The organism is Peribacillus sp. V2I11 (assembly GCF_030817135.1).
Taxonomy (GTDB): domain Bacteria; phylum Bacillota; class Bacilli; order Bacillales; family DSM-1321; genus Peribacillus; species Peribacillus simplex.
This window is the reverse complement of the sequence record NZ_JAUSYW010000001.1, coordinates 1511078-1529262: the sequence shown is the minus strand read 5'-3', so window position 1 is coordinate 1529262 and position 18185 is coordinate 1511078. Positions and strand designations below refer to the sequence as shown.

The 18185-nt window shown below is 41.7% G+C and carries 21 protein-coding genes; 12 read left to right on the top strand and 9 right to left on the bottom strand.

Annotation, left to right across the window (positions count from 1 at the left end; all coding sequences use genetic code 11):
* Positions 1-26 precede the first annotated feature (26 nt).
* The 3 genes from QFZ73_RS07435 to QFZ73_RS07425 all read left to right on the top strand — a co-directional run bounded on the left by QFZ73_RS07435 (position 27) and on the right by QFZ73_RS07425 (position 4068).
* Positions 27-1172 (top strand): acyl-CoA dehydrogenase family protein, encoded by a 1146-nt coding sequence (locus QFZ73_RS07435; RefSeq protein ID WP_307264771.1) that lies wholly within the window; start codon positions 27-29, stop codon positions 1170-1172.
* Positions 1173-1199: 27 nt separating this feature from the next.
* Positions 1200-2351 (top strand): thiolase family protein, encoded by a 1152-nt coding sequence (locus QFZ73_RS07430; protein ID WP_251437444.1) that lies wholly within the window; start codon positions 1200-1202, stop codon positions 2349-2351.
* A gap of 136 nt (positions 2352-2487) precedes the next feature.
* On the top strand, positions 2488-4068 hold the full coding sequence (locus QFZ73_RS07425) for a fatty acid--CoA ligase (RefSeq protein WP_251437442.1): 1581 nt from the start codon (positions 2488-2490) through the stop codon (positions 4066-4068).
* 405 nt (positions 4069-4473) lie between these two features.
* Here the strand turns inward: QFZ73_RS07425 and QFZ73_RS07420 are convergent, their stop codons facing one another.
* The 3 genes from QFZ73_RS07420 to QFZ73_RS07410 form a co-directional block, all read right to left on the bottom strand.
* Entirely contained in the window at positions 4474-4659 is a 186-nt protein-coding gene (locus QFZ73_RS07420; protein ID WP_251437440.1) for a YfhD family protein, read from the bottom strand.
* A 107-nt stretch (positions 4660-4766) separates the two neighbouring features.
* The gene (locus tag QFZ73_RS07415; RefSeq protein WP_081088510.1) at positions 4767-4889 is read right to left on the bottom strand and encodes a YfhE family protein; all 123 of its coding nucleotides are present in this window, start codon (positions 4887-4889) and stop codon (positions 4767-4769) included.
* Between the two features lie 53 nt (positions 4890-4942).
* Positions 4943-5863 (bottom strand): TIGR01777 family oxidoreductase, encoded by a 921-nt coding sequence (locus tag QFZ73_RS07410; RefSeq protein WP_307272665.1) that lies wholly within the window; start codon positions 5861-5863, stop codon positions 4943-4945.
* A 125-nt stretch (positions 5864-5988) separates the two neighbouring features.
* Here QFZ73_RS07410 and recX point away from each other — a divergent pair, with 125 nt between their 5' ends.
* The gene (recX, locus tag QFZ73_RS07405; protein ID WP_307264757.1) at positions 5989-6786 is read left to right on the top strand and encodes a recombination regulator RecX; all 798 of its coding nucleotides are present in this window, start codon (positions 5989-5991) and stop codon (positions 6784-6786) included.
* A gap of 74 nt (positions 6787-6860) precedes the next feature.
* Positions 6861-7172: a YfhH family protein gene (locus QFZ73_RS07400; RefSeq protein WP_034305394.1), complete on the top strand. Its 312-nt coding sequence runs from the start codon at positions 6861-6863 to the stop codon at positions 7170-7172.
* A gap of 45 nt (positions 7173-7217) precedes the next feature.
* On the opposite strand, the gene QFZ73_RS07395 is transcribed toward QFZ73_RS07400, so the two are convergent.
* Entirely contained in the window at positions 7218-7373 is a 156-nt protein-coding gene (locus QFZ73_RS07395) for a small, acid-soluble spore protein K (protein WP_034305387.1), read from the bottom strand.
* Between the two features lie 113 nt (positions 7374-7486).
* On the opposite strand from QFZ73_RS07395, the gene QFZ73_RS07390 reads away from it, so the two are divergent.
* Positions 7487-7753 carry a YfhJ family protein gene (locus QFZ73_RS07390; protein ID WP_101225953.1) on the top strand — a complete coding sequence of 89 codons (267 nt, stop codon included), beginning with the start codon at positions 7487-7489 and terminating at the stop codon, positions 7751-7753.
* A 55-nt stretch (positions 7754-7808) separates the two neighbouring features.
* On the opposite strand, the gene QFZ73_RS07385 is transcribed toward QFZ73_RS07390, so the two are convergent.
* Entirely contained in the window at positions 7809-8786 is a 978-nt protein-coding gene (locus QFZ73_RS07385) for a metal-dependent hydrolase (protein ID WP_307264748.1), read from the bottom strand.
* 219 nt (positions 8787-9005) lie between these two features.
* Here QFZ73_RS07385 and mutY point away from each other — a divergent pair, with 219 nt between their 5' ends.
* Positions 9006-10112 carry an A/G-specific adenine glycosylase gene (gene mutY, locus QFZ73_RS07380; protein ID WP_373459001.1) on the top strand — a complete coding sequence of 369 codons (1107 nt, stop codon included), beginning with the start codon at positions 9006-9008 and terminating at the stop codon, positions 10110-10112.
* A gap of 391 nt (positions 10113-10503) precedes the next feature.
* On the opposite strand, the gene QFZ73_RS07375 is transcribed toward mutY, so the two are convergent.
* On the bottom strand, positions 10504-10731 hold the full coding sequence (locus QFZ73_RS07375; RefSeq protein WP_307264740.1) for a hypothetical protein: 228 nt from the start codon (positions 10729-10731) through the stop codon (positions 10504-10506).
* 69 nt (positions 10732-10800) lie between these two features.
* On the opposite strand from QFZ73_RS07375, the gene fabL reads away from it, so the two are divergent.
* From fabL to QFZ73_RS07350, 5 genes are all read left to right on the top strand, one after another.
* Positions 10801-11550 (top strand): enoyl-[acyl-carrier-protein] reductase FabL, encoded by a 750-nt coding sequence (gene fabL, locus QFZ73_RS07370; RefSeq protein ID WP_063234820.1) that lies wholly within the window; start codon positions 10801-10803, stop codon positions 11548-11550.
* An 81-nt stretch (positions 11551-11631) separates the two neighbouring features.
* Entirely contained in the window at positions 11632-11907 is a 276-nt protein-coding gene (locus QFZ73_RS07365) for a gamma-type small acid-soluble spore protein (protein WP_251437430.1), read from the top strand.
* 160 nt (positions 11908-12067) lie between these two features.
* A complete protein-coding gene (locus QFZ73_RS07360; protein ID WP_251438297.1) occupies positions 12068-12322 on the top strand; it encodes a YgaB family protein in 255 nt (84 codons plus the stop codon).
* Positions 12323-12556: 234 nt separating this feature from the next.
* On the top strand, positions 12557-13087 hold the full coding sequence (gene ntdP / locus QFZ73_RS07355; protein WP_048685440.1) for a nucleoside tri-diphosphate phosphatase: 531 nt from the start codon (positions 12557-12559) through the stop codon (positions 13085-13087).
* A 265-nt stretch (positions 13088-13352) separates the two neighbouring features.
* The gene (locus tag QFZ73_RS07350; protein WP_307264718.1) at positions 13353-15101 is read left to right on the top strand and encodes an ABC transporter ATP-binding protein; all 1749 of its coding nucleotides are present in this window, start codon (positions 13353-13355) and stop codon (positions 15099-15101) included.
* 79 nt (positions 15102-15180) lie between these two features.
* On the opposite strand, the gene QFZ73_RS07345 is transcribed toward QFZ73_RS07350, so the two are convergent.
* The 3 genes from QFZ73_RS07345 to QFZ73_RS07335 all read right to left on the bottom strand — a co-directional run bounded on the left by QFZ73_RS07345 (position 15181) and on the right by QFZ73_RS07335 (position 18185).
* A protein-coding gene (locus tag QFZ73_RS07345; RefSeq protein WP_307264715.1) for an IS3 family transposase occupies positions 15181-16523 on the bottom strand; the annotation gives its coding sequence in 2 pieces (ribosomal slippage) (positions 15181-16082 and positions 16082-16523; 1344 coding nt in all).
* A gap of 101 nt (positions 16524-16624) precedes the next feature.
* Complete coding sequence (locus QFZ73_RS07340; protein WP_307264712.1) at positions 16625-17545, bottom strand: EamA family transporter; 921 nt, start codon at positions 17543-17545, stop codon at positions 16625-16627.
* Positions 17546-17840: 295 nt separating this feature from the next.
* Entirely contained in the window at positions 17841-18185 is a 345-nt protein-coding gene (locus QFZ73_RS07335; RefSeq protein ID WP_307264709.1) for a hypothetical protein, read from the bottom strand.

Below are 18185 nucleotides of genomic sequence, written 5' to 3'. Positions count from 1 at the left end.
AAAGAAATGGAGAGGGGATAAAACAGATGAAGCATCCATACCTAAGTGAAGATCATGAAATTTTCCGTAAGTCATTCCGAAAGTTTTTGGAGAAAGAAGCAGTTCCCCACTATGAACGATGGGAAGAAGAGAGGATCATTCCCAGGTCATTTTGGGTGAAAATGGGGGAACAGGGTTTTTTATGTCCGGACCTTGAAGAAGATTATGGGGGTTCCGGGGTAGATTGGGGCTTTGCGGTCATAATTAATGAGGAGTTGGAAAGAGTTGGTTCTGGATTCATTGGTTTCGGACTTCACAGTGACATCACCGTTCCGTATATTTCCGCATACGGAAATGAGTCGCAGAAACAGCGCTGGCTTCCTAAATGCACGACAGGGGAAATCATTACAGCAATTGCCATGACAGAGCCCGGCACAGGTTCGGATTTGGCCAATATTAAAACGACTGCCATTTTGGATGGAGATCATTACATATTAAATGGCCAAAAGACATTCATCACAAATGGCATTCATTCGGATTTGGTCATCGTTGCCTGTAAAACGGATCCAAGTGCCGTTCCGAAACATAAAGGTGTTAGCTTAGTCGTTGTCGAAAGGGATACACCCGGGTTTTCCAGGGGGCGAAAACTGAAGAAACTTGGCTTGCACAGTCAGGATACAGCAGAACTCATCTTCGAGGATTGCCGTGTTCCAAAGGAAAACTTGCTTGGTGAAGAAGGCAAGGGGTTTACTTACTTAATGGAAAAACTGCAGCAGGAACGCCTTGTGGTGGCAATTTGTGCTCAAACCGCATCTGAGGATATGCTGGCCGATACGATTGAGTACGTGAAGGGCAGGGAAGCGTTCGGAAAATCCGTAAGTCAGTTTCAAAATACTCAATTCAAAATCGCGGAAATGGCAACGGAAATCAAAATGGGGCGTGCCTTCCTAGATCAATTGATCGCTAAACATATGGCTGGTGAACAGGTTGTAACGGAAGTTTCAATGGCAAAATGGCGTTTGACGGAGACTGCCAGAAAAATATCGATTGAATGCATGCAGCTCCATGGCGGCTATGGATATATGGAGGAATACAAGATTGCCAGAAGGTATCGGGATGTTCCGGTAGCAAGCATCTATGCCGGGACAAATGAAATCATGAAGAAAATCATCGCTAAGAATCTGGGCCTATAATAACAGGATGAGAAGGGAAGAGAGTATATGCGGGAAGTGGTTATCGTTGAAGGGATTCGCACGCCAGTAGGCAGAAGGAACGGTGTCTTGAAAGACGTTCGCCCTGATGATCTGGCAGGGGAAGTATTGAAGAAGCTGATTGAAAAGGCGGGTATCGATCCGGCTTTTGTCGATGATGTCATTTTAGGTTGTGTTTCACAGTCGGGCGAACAGGCCGGTGATATAGCAAGGGTTGCTGCACTGATTGCCGGATTTCCGATTGAAGTGCCGGGAACGACGATTGACCGTCAATGCGGATCAAGTCAGCAGGCAGTCCATTTCGCTTCCCAGGCCATCTTGTCGGGTGATATGGATGTGGTAGTGGCAGGTGGAGTGGAAAACATGTCACGAGTTCCCATGGGGTCTAATTATCAAGGTGCTGTAACAAGCCAAAAGTATATGGACTTGCATGAGGTGATTAACCAAGGTTTATCAGCTGAGAGAATCGCCGATAAGTGGGAAATAACACGAGAAGATTGTGATCAGTTTTCCGTAGATAGTCATGCCAAGGCAATACGTGCTCAAAAAGAAGGGCATTTTAACCGTGAAATGATATCAGTAACGGGTACTGATAAAGAAGGAAATCAAACCGAAGTTACGGAAGATCAAGGCCCAAGGGGGGGAACTACGCTTGAAGTACTTGCTGGATTGAAACCGGTTTTTCAAGAAGGTGGTTTAATCCATGCAGGGAACTCAAGTCAGATCAGTGACGGTGCTGCCGCTTTATTATTAATGGAACGCAGGAAAGCCGAAGAACTTGGATTGAAACCGCGCTTTAAAGTTCATACACGGGTAGTTGTCGGGTCAGATCCCACCCTGATGCTTACGGGACCGATTCCCGCCACCCAAAAAGCTTTGGAAAAAGCGGGTCTTACAATTGATGATATTGATATCTTTGAAGTGAATGAGGCTTTCGCTCCTGTACCGATTGCCTGGTTAAAAGAAACGGGGGCAGACCCCAAGAAGCTGAATCCAAATGGCGGGGCGATTGCCTTGGGTCATCCTCTTGGCGGCAGCGGGGCCCGATTGATGGTGTCGATGATCCATGAGTTAGAAAGGACGGGCGGCCGTTATGGGCTGCAAACAATGTGTGAAGGCCACGGCATGGCGAATGCCACCATCATTGAAAGATTGGACTGAAGCTGGACTATCCATTTATGAACATTCGTAATTCACACGAAAGTAAAAGCTGAAAAAGGGAAGAAGACGACCATCGGCAGGCTTTGCTGAACTCTTCCTGTTGATGGTGGTTACTTTACTTGAGGAGGAAAATGATATGTCAGTAACGATTAAAAATATCTTTGATCAGACGGTTCAAAAATTCCCCATTAAAGAAGCTATCTACGACGTGAGAAGAAATATCCGCTATACGTACATTCAATGGAATGAACAGGTGAATAGGTTGGCGGCGGCCCTTCAAGCGGAAGGGGTGCGAAAAGGGGACAGGGTCTCCACGTACCTTTACAACAATGAAGAGCTTGCAACAGCATTCTTTGCCTGTGCAAAAATCGGTGCAATCTTTAATCCGATCAACTTCCGTTTAATGCCGGAAGAGTTGGCCTTCATCTTGAACGACGCTGCTCCAAAGGTCGTTTTATTCGAACACGAATTGGAAACGAACGTTGCCGCGGTTGAAAAGCGATTTCCGGAAACGGCCTTCTGGTATATTGATGATGATGTGCCTGGGTATGCCAAAGGTTACCGTCAGAAAATGGCCAGTATCTCATCAAAGCCAGATGAAGTGGACGTTCACGAAGAGGATATCTATGCCATCATGTATACGAGCGGGACAACCGGACGTCCCAAAGGGGTCATTCACCTTCATAAAGACATGGTCAAACAAGCTGAGATTTTAATAGAGGCCATGAAGTACGAACGCTCTGATATCGGTTTGATCACTGCACCGATGTTTCATTGTGCTGAATTGCACTGTTCCTTTTTACCTCGCGTACAGGTCGGTGCCGCAAATGTCATATTACATCAATTTAATTCCAAAAAGGTCATGGAACTGATTGAATCCGAGGGGATCACCAAGTTTTTTGCTGCACCTACGATGTGGAACATGCTCATCCAGGAAAACTTGGATGAGTATAAATTCCAGAGTTTGAAGCTAGGGCTTTATGGAGCAGCCCCGATGGCTCCATCACTTGTACGTGCCTGTCAGGAGAGACTCGGCATCCAGTTCATCCAAGCTTATGGAATGACTGAAATGGGTCCCGCCATCACTCTCCTATTGGAGGAAGATCAAATTAGGAAAGCAGGCTCTGCCGGCAAAGCATGTTCCAATCATGAAATCATCATTGCCCGTCCGAATGACGAAGGGCCATCGGATCCCGAGGATATGCTGGAACCTGGGGAAACAGGGGAAATCCTTGTTAAGGGTCCGTGTATCATGCAGGGTTACTTTCAAAAAGATAGAGAGACCGAAAAGGCGCTTTACAAAGGCTGGTACCATTCCGGTGACATCGGTTTCCTGGATGAAGATGGATATCTGTGGGTCAAGGACCGGGTGGACGACATGATTATTTCTGGAGGGGAAAATATTTACCCACGTGAAGTGGAAGATACACTATATGAGCATCAAGGAGTTCTCGACTGTGCAGTACTTGGTCAGCCAGATGATCATTGGGGGGAAATGGTAACGGCCTTCATCGTAGCCAAAGACCCTTCGCTAGCGGAAACCGATTTGGAAACCTGGTGTAAGAACAGTGAAACACTGGCGAACTATAAACGTCCAAGAAGATATATCTTCTGTAATGAGCTGCCTCGAAACGCAAGTGGGAAGATACAAAAATTCTTGCTTCGTAAACAGTTGGAAGAAAATGCAGATGGGAAAAGTTTGGGGAACCTTCTTTAATGCCGGGGTCAATAGTGATAAAACTACTAACAAATTAGGGTTGGAAAAGTCATTTAGAATTGCTTGGCATGCGATAATACGTGGAAGGAAGAAATTTTATAAATAACGTAAAAGATATAGATGAATTATTATATAAATTATAATCCTGTGGAACAAATCAAGGAGAGAGAGTAGTTATCCACAGTAAGAATACAGCCTGGTTAGTGAAACATTCCCTTTATCCACATAATCCACAGAGTTATCCAGAAATAACATTATTTTCATGTTAATAAGGAGAATAATTGTACTGCTTCTTGTCAGTATTTTCTGAATATATCCACAATATACACAGGGCTGTGGATAAGCCATATAAATAAAGAAATTATAAGGGGCTGATTTACAGCCCCTTGCTTTGGTTTCTCCTGCTTATAAGCGGCGATTATGAGCACGGCGGTCAGCCGCATTTGCCCGGGCTTGTGCCTCGATGTCTTCCTGGTCAGCCAGTTCGGAAGAATATTCAACGTCAAGTCCGTCACTTTTCAGGTTTTTGGGAACTTGAGGAAGTTTCTGTTTGTTCTTATCTCGATTATGCTGTATGTTATTGCGTCCCATGTTAGCGCCCCCCTAGAATAAGAAATAAGCTGGAGATGAGATGAATTCATCTCCAGCTTATTTTATGTTGAGTGGCTGTTCAAAATGTACGGGAAAAAACTCCAAACTTAACGACGGGATTTCTTTTCGGTATATCCACCAGCTCGATCTGCTTTTTTAAATTCGCGAGCATAAAGAATCGCTTGGGTACTAGTTAAGTTACTTTTCTCTTTATCGTGTTTTTTGAGCAATTAGATCATCTCCATTCCACTTAATATCCCTATTTTTTCCTAAAATGACCCTTTCATACGTGAGAATCTTCTTTTAAGATATTTTGTAAAGCTTCTTTAAGGGTTGGAAAGGAGAATGTGAATCCTTCCTCTTTAAGTTTAGTGGGAAGGACATTTTGCCCTTCAAGTACAAGTATGCTCATTTCCCCCAGCAGTTTCTTGAGGAAGAAGGGAGGTACGGGTAACCAATGTGGCCGGTGCAGGACAGCTCCTATCGTTTTCCCGAATGTATCCATCTGAACGGGGTTTGGTGCCGTAAAATTGACTGGACCTTCTATCCGTTGATCGTTCATGCAAAAGCTGATTGCACGGACCAAGTCATGGATATGAATCCAGGATAGCCACTGATTCCCTTTGCCCATCTTTCCTCCGCCAAATAGTTTATAGGGGAGGACCATCATTGGCAGTGCGCCGTATTTTTCTCCAAGAACCACCCCAAATCTTGTTAGGATCAACCTTTTACTGTAAGATCGTGATTTAGCCGCTTCCTTTTCCCATAGTTGAACAGTACGGGCCAAGAAATCATCCCCAATGGATTCAGAGGTTTCGGTAAAGGTTTCATCGTCCGAAATACCATAATATCCGATGGCACTTGCATTGATGATGACTGACACCTTTTCGGGCAGTACGGATATGATCCGGTTCATCTCTCTGGAAGCTTCGACCCTGCTTTCGACAATCCGGCGTTTTCGTTCAGGTGTCCAACGCCCGCTGTTTAAAGATTCACCAGCAAGGTTAATGAAAACATCGAGTCCCGCTAAGTTTCCTTCCGGCTTTGCGTCCTTGGTCAACCAGCCGATATATGTCAAATTAGTCTGTTTTTTAAATTTTTCAGGATGACGGGTCAAAATATATATATCATGATTTTCTTTTGATAATTCATCAATAAGGGCTGTGCCGACAAAACCGCTTCCACCAGCAATGGCTATTTTCACGAAAACCACTTCCTTTCCCTTTCTTTCCTTCACTTTAACATGCCCATGTTCTTTTTTCATTTTTAGACATGCTATATATAGAAATGGTAAACGTAAAGGGGTAAAGTAGGGGTGGGGGTGGATTTATGCCAAACATAACAAAAATAACAACCCAAAAGAAACGTAAAGATCGTTATAACATTTTCGTTGACGAAAAATATGCCTTCAGTGTAGACGAAGAAGTGCTATTGAAATTTCATTTGAAAAAGGGGTCGGATCTTGATGACCTGCTTTTGGCAGAAATACAATTCCATGATGAAATCCAAAAAGCATTTACCGATGCACTTAATTATTTATCATACCGGATGCGCTCCGAATCGGAAATTCGCCTTTATTTAAAAAAGAAGGAAACGGAAGAGCCGATCATTAAGGAAGCGATACATAAACTATACAGCTTTAACTATTTAGACGACCTTGAATTTGCCAAGGCTTACGTAAGGACCCATGTGAATGGAGGTAATAAAGGGCCCACTAACCTTAAGCTCGAGCTTAAGGAAAAAGGGGTGCAAGAAAAGTTGGTTGTCGAGGCATTGAAGGAATACCCTTTTGATATTCAAATTGAACATGCAAGGAAACTTGCTGGAAAAGCGGTCAAAAAGGAAAGAAACATTTCCGAAAGAGCTTTAAGGATGAAAGTTGAACAAACCTTGTTACGGAAAGGTTTCCCTAGAGATGTCATCCATGAAGCGCTTGAAGATGTGACGGTTGAAAAGGATGAAGATGAACAATGGGATTCTCTTTGCCACCATGCCAAAAAAATGCAACGCCGATATAAAAACCATGAAGGCTTCGAATATGAACAAAAAATGAAGCAGGCATTATACCGAAAAGGTTTTCCAATAGAATTGATTGAGCGTTATCTTTCCAATCCTGATGGGGATTAAGTGCATCGATAGCCAAATCACTAATTTTTGTTTAATATAGAAGTAAATTAATATTTCATTTAAGGAGTATATATATGAGCGACGTAAGATACAGCAAGTTGTCCGCCTATGAACTACAACAGGAAATTGCAGCGTTGACTGAAAAAGCGAGAAAAGCAGAGCAATTGGGAATGGTAAATGAATACTCTGTATTGGAACGAAAAGTGACGATGGCCAAGGCCTATTTGTTAAATCCGGATGATTTCAAAAAAGGTGAAATATATCAAATTGACGGAGATCCCGGGGTCTATTTCAAAATTGATTATATGAACGGCGTATTCGCCTGGGGCTACCGCTTAGGTGGTAGCGGTAAGGAAGAAGCACTCCCGATTTCAATGCTGAAATAAAAAGGAACCGGGGAAGAAACCCGATTCCTTCTTCTGGTGTACCAGTTAATTCGATCGCTCGTTTGATGCTTTCATTCTTTCTTGAGGGTGTGTATTAATACTGCCATCTGCACGCTTTGAAGCATATCTTGCCTTTGCACGAGGCTCGCCTTGGAATTTATTATTGTTTTGGTTGGGGAATCCTTTTTGTTTATTTCGCAAATTTTTCTCCTCCAAGCATCAGATTAAAGAAAGAAGCGTTTCCGCTTACCACTAGTATGGGTATGGGACAGTATAGTTCATTCTGTAAAAATATTGGCAATGAGGTGGTTCTAATGAATGATTACCATGAAAGATTAACCAAGATACTGCTTGAGAAAAATGAACACATCACGTATGAGCAAGCTTTGACTTGGGTGGAATTATTATGGGAAGATTTCGAAGCGACCTATGCAAAGGCAGGGCATGAGTATGCCGGGGAAGAAATGACATCGCGCGTTGTAAGGACCTGGATTGATAACTACGGTGAGCAATTCCACGAATTCATTGCAAAGAACCCTAAATATCAACAGTTATTAAATCAGCAGAATCGAGTGCATTAAAAAAGCTGATTCCAGAGGGGTTCCCTGGAATCAGCTCTTTTTCAATATGCAGCGACTACAAAATAATATTCAATTTCTTCTGCAGTTTCGCTTCGCTAAAGATCCAGCCGGTATAAGAATTCAAGATATTCAATTCGCTGTCTAAATGGACCACTGCCACAAACGGGTAATATCCATTGCTGCGGTATCTTAAATCGATAAAACGGACTTCATAATATTCTTTTATCTGTTCGATTTCAAAGCGGTAAACCGGAGAAAAGGACAGAAAGGCTGCCAAGTTGATATCCTTCTTGGCGGCTTCGAGAATTTCACTTTCAGGCAATGGCACTCGATCGAACGTATCAAGAATCGTCACATATCCATTATCGGCTCGTGCCACATAATAATTCTTTTCGGTAATCACTGCAATTTTCCAGCGGTGAAAACGCATGGTCGGTGATAATAGAATTTTCCTTGCTCCAGGAATTTGCTGTTTGACCAGTCTTTTTATAAAAGTTTGCTCCCTGAATCTGGAAATATAATAAATGACGAGTATTCCGTAAATGGAAAGAAATAAATAACCTGGAGGAAATCCAAAGCCCCATAATATCAGGCCGGCAACATGTATTCCAAAAATGAACGGGTCAAATGTATTGATGACCCCTAAAGCTACCCATTTTGACGAAATCGGCCTAAGAGCCTGGGTCCCATAAGCATTGAATATATCCACGAATACATGAAGGAAAACGGCTAAAAAGGTCCAAAGCCAAAGATGAAGGTAATTTGCTTCAGGTATGATGGCGAAAATTGCTCCGCTGATAATTAAGGGCCAAAGTAAAACAGCGGGAATGGAATGTGTGATTCCACGGTGGTTGCGTATATATACAGCGTTATTCCTTAATTTTAAAACAGTGTCAATGTCCGGAGCCTGTGATCCCAATATCGTTCCTGCTATGACTGCACTTGCAGTGACTGGGCTCTGTGCAATGACAGGATCTAATGTGGCAAGACCTCCAAGAGCAATTCCCATGACAAAGTGAGTACCTGTATCCAAAAAACTAACCTCCCTGCCACAATTTGAAAAAAATGGTCTTCTTTCATCATACCGTATTTATATATTAACCATCAAATGAATATAATCTTGACTAATTTTTGTGACCCGTTACAAATAAATGGATATGAACATGATATTAAAAAAAGAATGACCTACTATAGGTATTCCCATTTTTGATAAGAGTGTAACATCTTTGGAGGAACTGATGTGAAAGAAATAATGATCCCGACAATAGAAAAAATAAAAATCGATGAATTTCAAAAAGATTTGGTTTCCTGGTTTCTCGAAGAACAAAGAGAATTGCCATGGAGGGAAAATAAGGACCCGTACCGTGTTTGGGTTTCTGAAATAATGCTGCAGCAAACGAGAGTGGACACGGTGATTCCTTATTTCAACCGGTTTGTCGAATGGTTCCCCACACTCGAGGATTTTGCCAATGCCGATGAAGAGAAAATCCTAAAAGCTTGGGAAGGGCTGGGATATTACTCACGTGTAAGGAATCTGCATAGTGCCGTTCAGGAAGTGAAGGCATCCTATAATGGGATCGTACCCGATGATCCCGAGGAAATTTCCAAATTGAAAGGAGTCGGCCCTTATACAGCTGGTGCGATTCTTAGTATCGCATACGGCAAGCCGGAGCCAGCCGTTGATGGAAACGTCATGCGTGTTTTATCAAGGATATTGATGATATATGAAGACATAGCGAAGCCAAAGACAAGAAAAACATTCGAAGCTGCCGTCAGAAAGCTGATCGATCATGAACATACCTCTGCCTTCAATCAAGCCTTGATGGAACTTGGAGCTTTGATCTGCACACCAGGTAAGCCTGCCTGCCTATTATGTCCCGTTCAAAGTCATTGTCTAGCATTTGAAGCAGGGGTTCAGTCGGAATTGCCGGTAAAAATCCAAAAGAAAAAAACGCGGGATGTACCAATTGTCGCTGCCGTTATAACGAATGAAAAAGGTGAATTTTTAATTCACAAGCGACCATCAGAAGGATTGCTAGCTAATCTTTGGGAATATCCGAACTTCGAAAACCATTCATCCCTTTTGCATAAGAGGGAATTCTTCGAGAGTCGTTTTCAGGAAATGTATGGCATCAAACCGGAAATAACTGAATCACTTGTGAGAATTGAACATGTTTTCTCACATCTCGTTTGGAAAGTGGATACGTATATCGGAGTGGTCAAAGAAGCCATCAGTGAAGAAATACTAAGAGAACAGCAACTTAAGTGGGTGAGTGAAGCAGAGATGGAGGAGTTAGCATTTCCGGTTTCCCACCAAAAAATGATGAAGGCGTATAAAGAAAAAGAACGTATTGAATAAAGGATTTTTTTGCCTCTATGGTAATGAGGGTACTGGGGTGTAGAAATGAGGATAGTCCTTCAACCATTCATAGGTTCAATCATCATACATGCTTTATATTTTAGGAGTGCGATAATGGTTGGATCCATAAAAACAAGCCGATATAAACCGGACATTGTAAATGCATGGGAACAAGCAGGGCACTTCAGAATGAAATGGTATTCGGTAAGGTTAATTCACCATCTTTGTATTCGTTAACATTTTTTGGGACAGCCTTGATTTGCGCAATGGCTTTAACGTCATATAATATAAAATCGTGAAAAAAAGGCGCTGGTGATAGTATGCATAAAAGAGGATATCCGCTAAGATATCCTCTTCCTTTGTTGATTTTTAAAGCCCTATCCGTATAAAATCAATCGTAAAAAATGGTTTTCGTTCCATGAGTATAATCTGCTTCCTGCCTATTAAGTCCGCCTCTATTTTCAATTTCTTTGACGATTTCGCTATGGATACTCTGTCCTTCTTGGTTTAAATAAGGTACCATTTGTTGAAGGGAGTGATGAAAATAGGCGAGTTCACTATTTTCCCAATCCGATTTTTTCATCATCGACAATTCTGTCATATCACGTCCAACATACATAACAGTAACACTCCTTAAAAAAAATGATTTTTATTACTTGGTTTTTACTCAGAAAGGATGAATAAACGAATGGAACAAAAAGTGGCACTCGTTACAGGTAGCAGTAAAGGTTTAGGCAGAAGCACGGCAATAAGGCTTGCAGAGGAAGGTTACGACCTCGTTATTAATTATGCCCGGAGCAAGTCGAAAGCATTAGAAGTGGCAGCCGAAATTGAAGCGTTGGGGCGAAAAGCCCTTGTAGTTAAGGCAAATGTCGGTGACGTTGCGAAAGTGAAAAGCATGTTCGAGGAAATCGATGCTTATTATGGACGTTTGGATATCTTCATCAATAATGCGGCCTCAGGAGTGCAGCGTCCGTTGATGGAGCTGGAGGAATCCCATTGGAACTGGACCATGGACATCAATACAAAAGCCCTCCTTTTCTGCGCACAGGAAGCGGCGAAATTAATGGAGAGGAACGGCGGAGGGAAAATCGTCAGCATCAGTTCACTAGGATCCATTCGCTATTTGAAAAATTATACAGCTGTTGGAGTTTCCAAAGCTGCTCTTGAAGCCCTGACAAGATATTTAGCGGTCGAATTGGCTGCAAAAAATATTTGTGTCAATGCCGTTTCAGGTGGTGTGATCGATACAGATGCCCTGAAGTCTTTCCCGAATCGGGATGAAATGCTTGCTGAGGCGGCAGAGCAGACTCCGGCTGGACGGATGGTCGAGGTGGAAGATATGGTGAATACCATCCTGTTTTTAATTTCCGATGGAGCCAGTATGATTCGTGGACAAACCGTAATAGTTGATGGGGGCATTTCATTGCTTGTTTAATATAACTGGAAAAATTTAAATGTTTTTAGTTGGATAACACTCCTGGATAATGGTTATCTTATTATCGTGGAGGTGATATCAATGGCTAATAACAAAAATAAATCACAAGCAGGTACTGACGTTCAACAAGTGAGACAGCAAAACGCGCAATCTCAGCAAGGTCAAGGCCAATTCGGTACAGAGTTTGCTTCTGAAACTAACGTTCAAGAAGTGAGACAACAAAACGCGCAATCTCAGCAAAAAAAAGGTCAAGGTCAAGCACAAGGCCAATTCGGTACAGAGTTTGCTTCTGAAACTAACGTTCAAGAAGTGAAACAACAAAACCAAAAATCTCAAAGCAATAAAAGCCAAGGCTAATTGCCGATGAAAAGCATCCTTCTTTTGAAGGGTGCTTTTTTTTGCCTTCCATTGGATTCGACAAATGTTTCGTTGTGTTTACATTTTATGTCAAAGGAAAAAACGGATAAAAATAGAATATACATACTATAGAAAAAATACAGATTAGGAAGGTGCATTCATGGAGGAATTTAACCGGCTTATAAACAACCAGTTGAAAACGATGGATAAGCTTTTACTTTTACAATCCGAGATCGAAAGATGCCAAGATATAGAGAAGCAACTCCTTACCCTGGAAGAGGAGATTGAAGCAGTCACAATACAGGAAGAGATCCAACTCAAAAAGCAGGAATTGAAAAGTATCCATGATATGTTCGAGAAGCAAACGGAAGAAGTCATCCGTTATTTTCAGCAAGGACAGGCTGCCATACGATAAATAACCGGCTAATTTCTAAGTTAAAATGGGTGGATGGTCAGACTTTTTCGACTTATTTACACATTTTCACTGGGAGATTAGCCACTTTTGTTTTAAATTTATGAATAAATCGCTATAATATAGGAATATAGGGTAAATGGAAAAAAGTATATATTTTAAATACACACAAACAACTGCAAACGGAATAGGGCACAGTACGCTGTCAGGGTGTCTATAGAAAGTAGGGAGAGATAAATGGGGATTGTTCCTGCCGAAGGAGGAAAAATCCAAATCCATAGCTATAAACATAATGGACATATCCATCGTATCTGGGAAGAGACAACCGTTTTAAAAGGGACCCAAAATCTGGTGATAGCAGCGAATGACCGTACTATGGTAACGGAATCAGATGGAAGGACCTGGATTACGAGAGAGCCGGCGATTTGCTATTTTCATTCAAAGTATTGGTTTAATGTTATTGGTATGTTGAGAGAGGACGGGGTTTATTATTATTGCAATATCAGTTCGCCGTTCACATACGATTCGGGAGCATTGAAATACATTGACTATGACCTGGACATTAAAGTATTCCCAGATATGACGTTTAATTTGCTGGATGAGGATGAATATGAAAGGCATCGGAAAGAAATGAATTACCCGGATGCCATCGATTCAATATTGAAACAGAACGTAGACTATTTGATTTATATGATACGCCAGCGAAAAGGACCATTCTCCGCAGAGTTTATTGATAGTTGGTATGAGCGCTTTTTAACCTATCGATGATAGAAAAGGCCTGCTGCATAATTGGCAGGCTTTTTCATTGTGTATCGTACCTACAAAACTGATTCAATCTTTCAAGAAAGCAGAAACGATAATAACTTTAAATCCTTGCCTCCTATAAATTGTATGAATGTTAGTGAATGAAGTCCTTTTGATAGTTAAACATCGAAAAGGAAAATATAATTGAATAGTGCATATAAGATTTCAAATTGACTGTTATGGATTTTTTTATCTTTTGGATTTAATGAATCAGAATAGGAGGGATTCCGTGGGGAGCATTAAGAGATATTTGCAATTCGTCAAACCTTATAAATGGCAGATAATTGGAACGGTATTGATTGGATTGCTAAAGTTCGCGATTCCGCTTTTGCTTCCATTGCTCAGTAAGTATATAGTGGATGATATCATTGGAAATGGTGACCTGTCCAAAGCCGTGAAATCCGAACGCCTTTTATGGGCAATGGCCATCATGATATTCATTTTCGTTGCAGTTAGACCGCCGATTGAGTATTACCGTCAATATTTCGCTCAATGGACCGGAACGAAAATCTTATATGATATTCGTAATGATTTATTTACTCATATACAGAAACTGAGTTTTAAATATTATTCCAACACAAGGGTGGGCGAGGTCATTTCAAGGATGATCACGGATGTGGAACAAACGAAGAACTTTGTCATCACGGGTCTGATGAACCTTTGGCTCGATATCGCAACGATTATCATAGTGATAGTCATCATGTTTACGATGGACGTTAAGTTAACCATTGTATCCATCATCATGCTTCCATTTTATGCATTTTCGATTAAGCATTTTTTTGGCAAGCTGAGAACCTATACAAGGACTCGGTCCCAAGCGTTAGCGGATGTACAGAGTCACCTTCATGAACGGGTTTCAGGGATGTCAGTCATCAAAAGCTTTGCGATAGAAGACAGGGAACAGGAATTGTTTGCAAAGCAGAACAAAAATTTCCTCGATAAGGCCCTAAAGCATACGAGCTGGAATGCTAAGTCATTTGCTGTCGTGAATACGATCACGGATATTGCCCCCCTTCTCGTGATAGGCTTTGCCGGTTATCAGGTCATTCATGAACAATTGTCGCTGGGTACCATGGTTGCTTTCGTCGGTTTCATAGACCGGTTATATAATCCCCTCAGACGTTTAGTTAACTCTTCGACGACAATGACCCAGACATTGGCGTCCATGGACAGGGTTTTTGAGTTTGTGGATGAGAAGTATGATATCGATGACGAACCAGGGGCAAAAGAGCTGAAGCATGTGGATGGCCGAATAACCTTTCAGGATGTATGGTTTGCTTATGACGAGAAAGAGGCACCCGTTTTGAAACATATAAATCTGGATGTTAAACCAGGGGAAACCATTGCACTTGTCGGGATGAGCGGCGGCGGGAAATCCTCGATCGTCAGTTTGATTTCCCGTTTCTATGATGTGACGGAGGGAAGGGTATTATTGGATGGGACGGATATCCGTAAATATCAAGTCCGCAGCCTAAGAGATAAAATAGGAATGGTTCTACAGGATAATATCTTATTTAGTGAATCGGTTAAGGCTAACATCCTTATGGGAAGGCCTGATGCAAGTGATGAAGAAGTAGTTGAAGCGGCAAAGGCAGCGAATGCCCATGACTTCATCATGGGTCTAAAAGAAGGATATGAAACGAAAGTCGGGGAGCGGGGAGTTAAATTATCCGGAGGCCAAAAGCAACGGGTGGCCATTGCGAGGGTATTTTTGAAAAACCCGCCAATCCTTGTTCTCGACGAAGCCACATCCGCATTGGATTTGGAAAGTGAACACTATATCCAGGAGGCGCTGGATATTTTGGCGAAAAACCGGACCACCATCATCGTGGCCCATCGGTTATCAACCATCACCCATGCCGACCGGATCGTTCATATCGATAATGGGGAAATTACGGAAATGGGAACACACGAAGAACTTATGAAAAAGCAAGGGCATTACTACAGCCTATTTCAAGTACAACAATTGGATTCTTAAGGAGAAAAGGAAAAACAATATACAAAAGAAGACCATTCCGCTAATGAAGTGAACCCAAAAAGTTAGACACTTTATTTAATTAGGCAACCTTGAGGGCATGAACCCGGTAATCTACTGGGCTCATGCCTTTTAATTTTACTTTGATTCGTCGGTGATTGTAATAATGGATATAATCTTCCAGTTCTTTTTTGAAATGCTCCGTGCTGTCGAACTTCTGTAAATAAAGTAATTCCGATTTCAGTAAGCCAAAGAAGTTTTCTATGACGGCATTGTCTAAACAATTTCCTTTGCGGGACATGCTTTGTATAATGTTGTGTCTTTTCAAATCATGTGAGTATTGTTTCATCTGGTAATGCCAGCCCTGATCTGAATGGAGAACGGGGGAATCTTTCGATTCCAATCGCATAAAGGCTTGGTCAAGCATCTTGGAGACTAAGGGATAAACAGGACGTGATTCGATATTGTAAGCAATAATCTCTCCATTAAATAAGTCTAGAATGGGCGATAAATGCAACTTCTCACCGTGTAAATGAAATTCAGTTACGTCCGTAACCCATTTTTGATTTGGCTTTGTTGCCTTAAAATTACGATTGAGGATATTAGGCGCAACCTTTCCAATCTTGCCTTTGTATGAACGGTATTTCTTCATACGGACCAGACACTTTAGTCCCAACTCCTTCATCAATCGAAGGACCGTTTTATGGTTCATTGAAATCCCCCTATTACGTAATTCCAATGTAATGCGTCGATACCCGTATCTCCCTTTATTCGTATGAAATATCTCCTGGATAACTGGCTTTATTTCTTCGTATTTATCCTGACGCCCGAAGGCGTTTATCCAATAATAATAGGTACTCCTTGCGAGATTTGCGACGGACAGAAGTAGCTTTAAATTAAAATCTTCCCTTAGTTCATGTACTACTTTCGCTTTTTGCGTTCGGACGCTTCGCTTTCTTGAACTAAGGCTCTCAACTTTTTTAAATATGCATTCTCTGCACGTAATCTTTCATTTTCAGCCTGTAACGCCTCTAATGACCCTTCTACTGGTTTTTTCTTCGTTTCTTTTTTCATGGATGGACGCCCCTTTTTCTTCGTTTTAAGAGCGTCAACTCCGTACTCCTCCAATTGCTTTAGCCAATTAGTAATAGTAGAAGGAGAAGCAATGTTATACACAGCAGCTGCATGGGTACTAGACACTCCAAAATCGTTCATATAGTTTAGTACATCCATCTTAAAGCTAATATCATAATTTGTATAGGTAGACATTAGCCCTTCTATCCCATGTTCTTTATAATGCGCCACCCATTGCTTTAAAGGAGTCAAACTGATATTAAATTGATTGGCTACAGTTCTAAATGAGTCTATTCCTTCTAAATAAGCAAGGACAGATTTTAATTTCAACTCTAATGAATATTTTGTCATAAAAAAAGCACCTCCAATTGTTAGATGGTGTCTAACAATTGGGGTGCAGTTCATAACGGGAATGGTCTTCTTTATTCTTATACGAAACCGGTGCATACACGTTATGAAATCCTTTTTTCATGCAGTGTTTTTTTCCTGTCAGGAAGGAATTGCGGCAGATGCTTTATTCCCTCAGGCAATGCGATGCCGACGATGATCAAGCACATCCCGAACCATTGCAGTGACGTAACCTGTTCATTCAAGAAGATGACGGAAACGACCATCGCTGAAGGCAGCTCCGCTGCACAAAGAATCGTTCCGAGCCCGACACCCACTTTCGGCAAACTGACAGCAAAGAAAAAGAAAGGAACTAAAACACCCAAAGTGCCGAGCAGCAGACCATAATACCATAGGTTCGTTTGGACAAGATTCGTCACAAGTGTGACGGGGTTAGTCGTGAAAACAGCAGTCAGCATGGCACCCGTTGCAATGAAAAACAACCTTTTCATTGAAGATTCCCCAACTGCGAATTGAGAGTTGCAGTACATATACAGCGCAAAAAGCAACGCAGACAATAGTCCGAACAATACGCCTTTTAGGCTTAGGCCGGAAAGGGGCTGACCAAAGATCGCCCCTGCCAATAATGTACCGATGAAGAGAACGAAAATGGCAATGAGTTTATTTTTATCCGGGCGTCTTTTATTTAAGAAACTTTCTATAAGGACGCCTATCCAGGTAAATTGAAATAAAAAGACAACGGCAATCGAAGCGGGAAGCTCTGATACGGAAACGGCATATGCCTTACCGACGAAAGTGGACATCATGCCCGTGATTAAAAGTAATCCGGCACTCTTCCATGAAACTTTATATTTAAACGAAAAAAGAAATAACACGGAGACAATCAGCCAACCGACGAGGTATTGACTGCCGACCAGTTCTCCAGAAGAATGGCCATCCATGAATCCAAATTTGATCATGGTTGATAAAGTGCCATATGAGATCGAACCGATTAAGACCATTATGGAATACTTCAAAAGTTGCATGATTTTCACCCCTGTAAAAATAAAAATCGCCACCTGCCAAAAAGGCAAGTGACGAACGAAAAAAGGAAATCCTTTTAAAATTCCGTCTCTCAACAAAAGCTGAGTTTAAAAAATTGTTTGTGTTGCATTACCTTAGCTTAAAGTCTTTGTGAATATTTGTCAACCAGAAAAATAGGTTAAGCCTGCAGTCGGTCTTTAAACTGAGGCGGTGGCAGAAGTCGGAGGTGTTCCTTTCATGCTTAGTAATTGACCCCCCAAAAAAAAGAGGCGAATATGCCGAATGGGGGGACGTGTTTCAGTCGCGATCCAGGAAGTCTTCCAATGTACCACGGTATTCCGCGTCTTTCATTTTGCGAAGATTAGGCTTTTTTTCTGCAGTTGGCTCATCGTTAGGCTTTTGATTGTGAAGTTTGGAAAGAGCCAAACGATAATCCTGATCTTTCATTTTCAATTCATCATTGTCTGATGGGGAGATGATTTCGGTAACGGCACCATCTGCCGAAGAGAAAGAGGAATCTTCCAATGAGATCTCTTCCTCGACACCGGGCGGCTTATCTTCAGGTGATAAGGCTTTGATATTGAATGTGATCAAGCCCGTAACCGCTAATATGACAACGATGATAATTAGAATTATGCCCAT

Coding starts and splice junctions, on each gene's coding strand:
- QFZ73_RS07435 (WP_307264771.1), top strand. CDS start 27: ATGAAGCATCCATACCTAAGTGAAGATCATGAAATTTTCCGTAAGTCA.
- QFZ73_RS07430 (WP_251437444.1), top strand. CDS start 1,200: ATGCGGGAAGTGGTTATCGTTGAAGGGATTCGCACGCCAGTAGGCAGA.
- QFZ73_RS07425 (WP_251437442.1), top strand. CDS start 2,488: ATGTCAGTAACGATTAAAAATATCTTTGATCAGACGGTTCAAAAATTC.
- QFZ73_RS07420 (WP_251437440.1), bottom strand. CDS start 4,659: ATGGGACGCAATAACATACAGCATAATCGAGATAAGAACAAACAGAAA.
- recX (WP_307264757.1), top strand. CDS start 5,989: ATGCCAAACATAACAAAAATAACAACCCAAAAGAAACGTAAAGATCGT.
- QFZ73_RS07400 (WP_034305394.1), top strand. CDS start 6,861: ATGAGCGACGTAAGATACAGCAAGTTGTCCGCCTATGAACTACAACAG.
- QFZ73_RS07390 (WP_101225953.1), top strand. CDS start 7,487: ATGAATGATTACCATGAAAGATTAACCAAGATACTGCTTGAGAAAAAT.
- mutY (WP_373459001.1), top strand. CDS start 9,006: ATGATCCCGACAATAGAAAAAATAAAAATCGATGAATTTCAAAAAGAT.
- QFZ73_RS07375 (WP_307264740.1), bottom strand. CDS start 10,731: ATGTATGTTGGACGTGATATGACAGAATTGTCGATGATGAAAAAATCG.
- fabL (WP_063234820.1), top strand. CDS start 10,801: ATGGAACAAAAAGTGGCACTCGTTACAGGTAGCAGTAAAGGTTTAGGC.
- QFZ73_RS07365 (WP_251437430.1), top strand. CDS start 11,632: ATGGCTAATAACAAAAATAAATCACAAGCAGGTACTGACGTTCAACAA.
- QFZ73_RS07360 (WP_251438297.1), top strand. CDS start 12,068: ATGGAGGAATTTAACCGGCTTATAAACAACCAGTTGAAAACGATGGAT.
- ntdP (WP_048685440.1), top strand. CDS start 12,557: ATGGGGATTGTTCCTGCCGAAGGAGGAAAAATCCAAATCCATAGCTAT.
- QFZ73_RS07340 (WP_307264712.1), bottom strand. CDS start 17,545: ATGCAACTTTTGAAGTATTCCATAATGGTCTTAATCGGTTCGATCTCA.
- QFZ73_RS07335 (WP_307264709.1), bottom strand. CDS start 18,185: ATGGGCATAATTCTAATTATCATCGTTGTCATATTAGCGGTTACGGGC.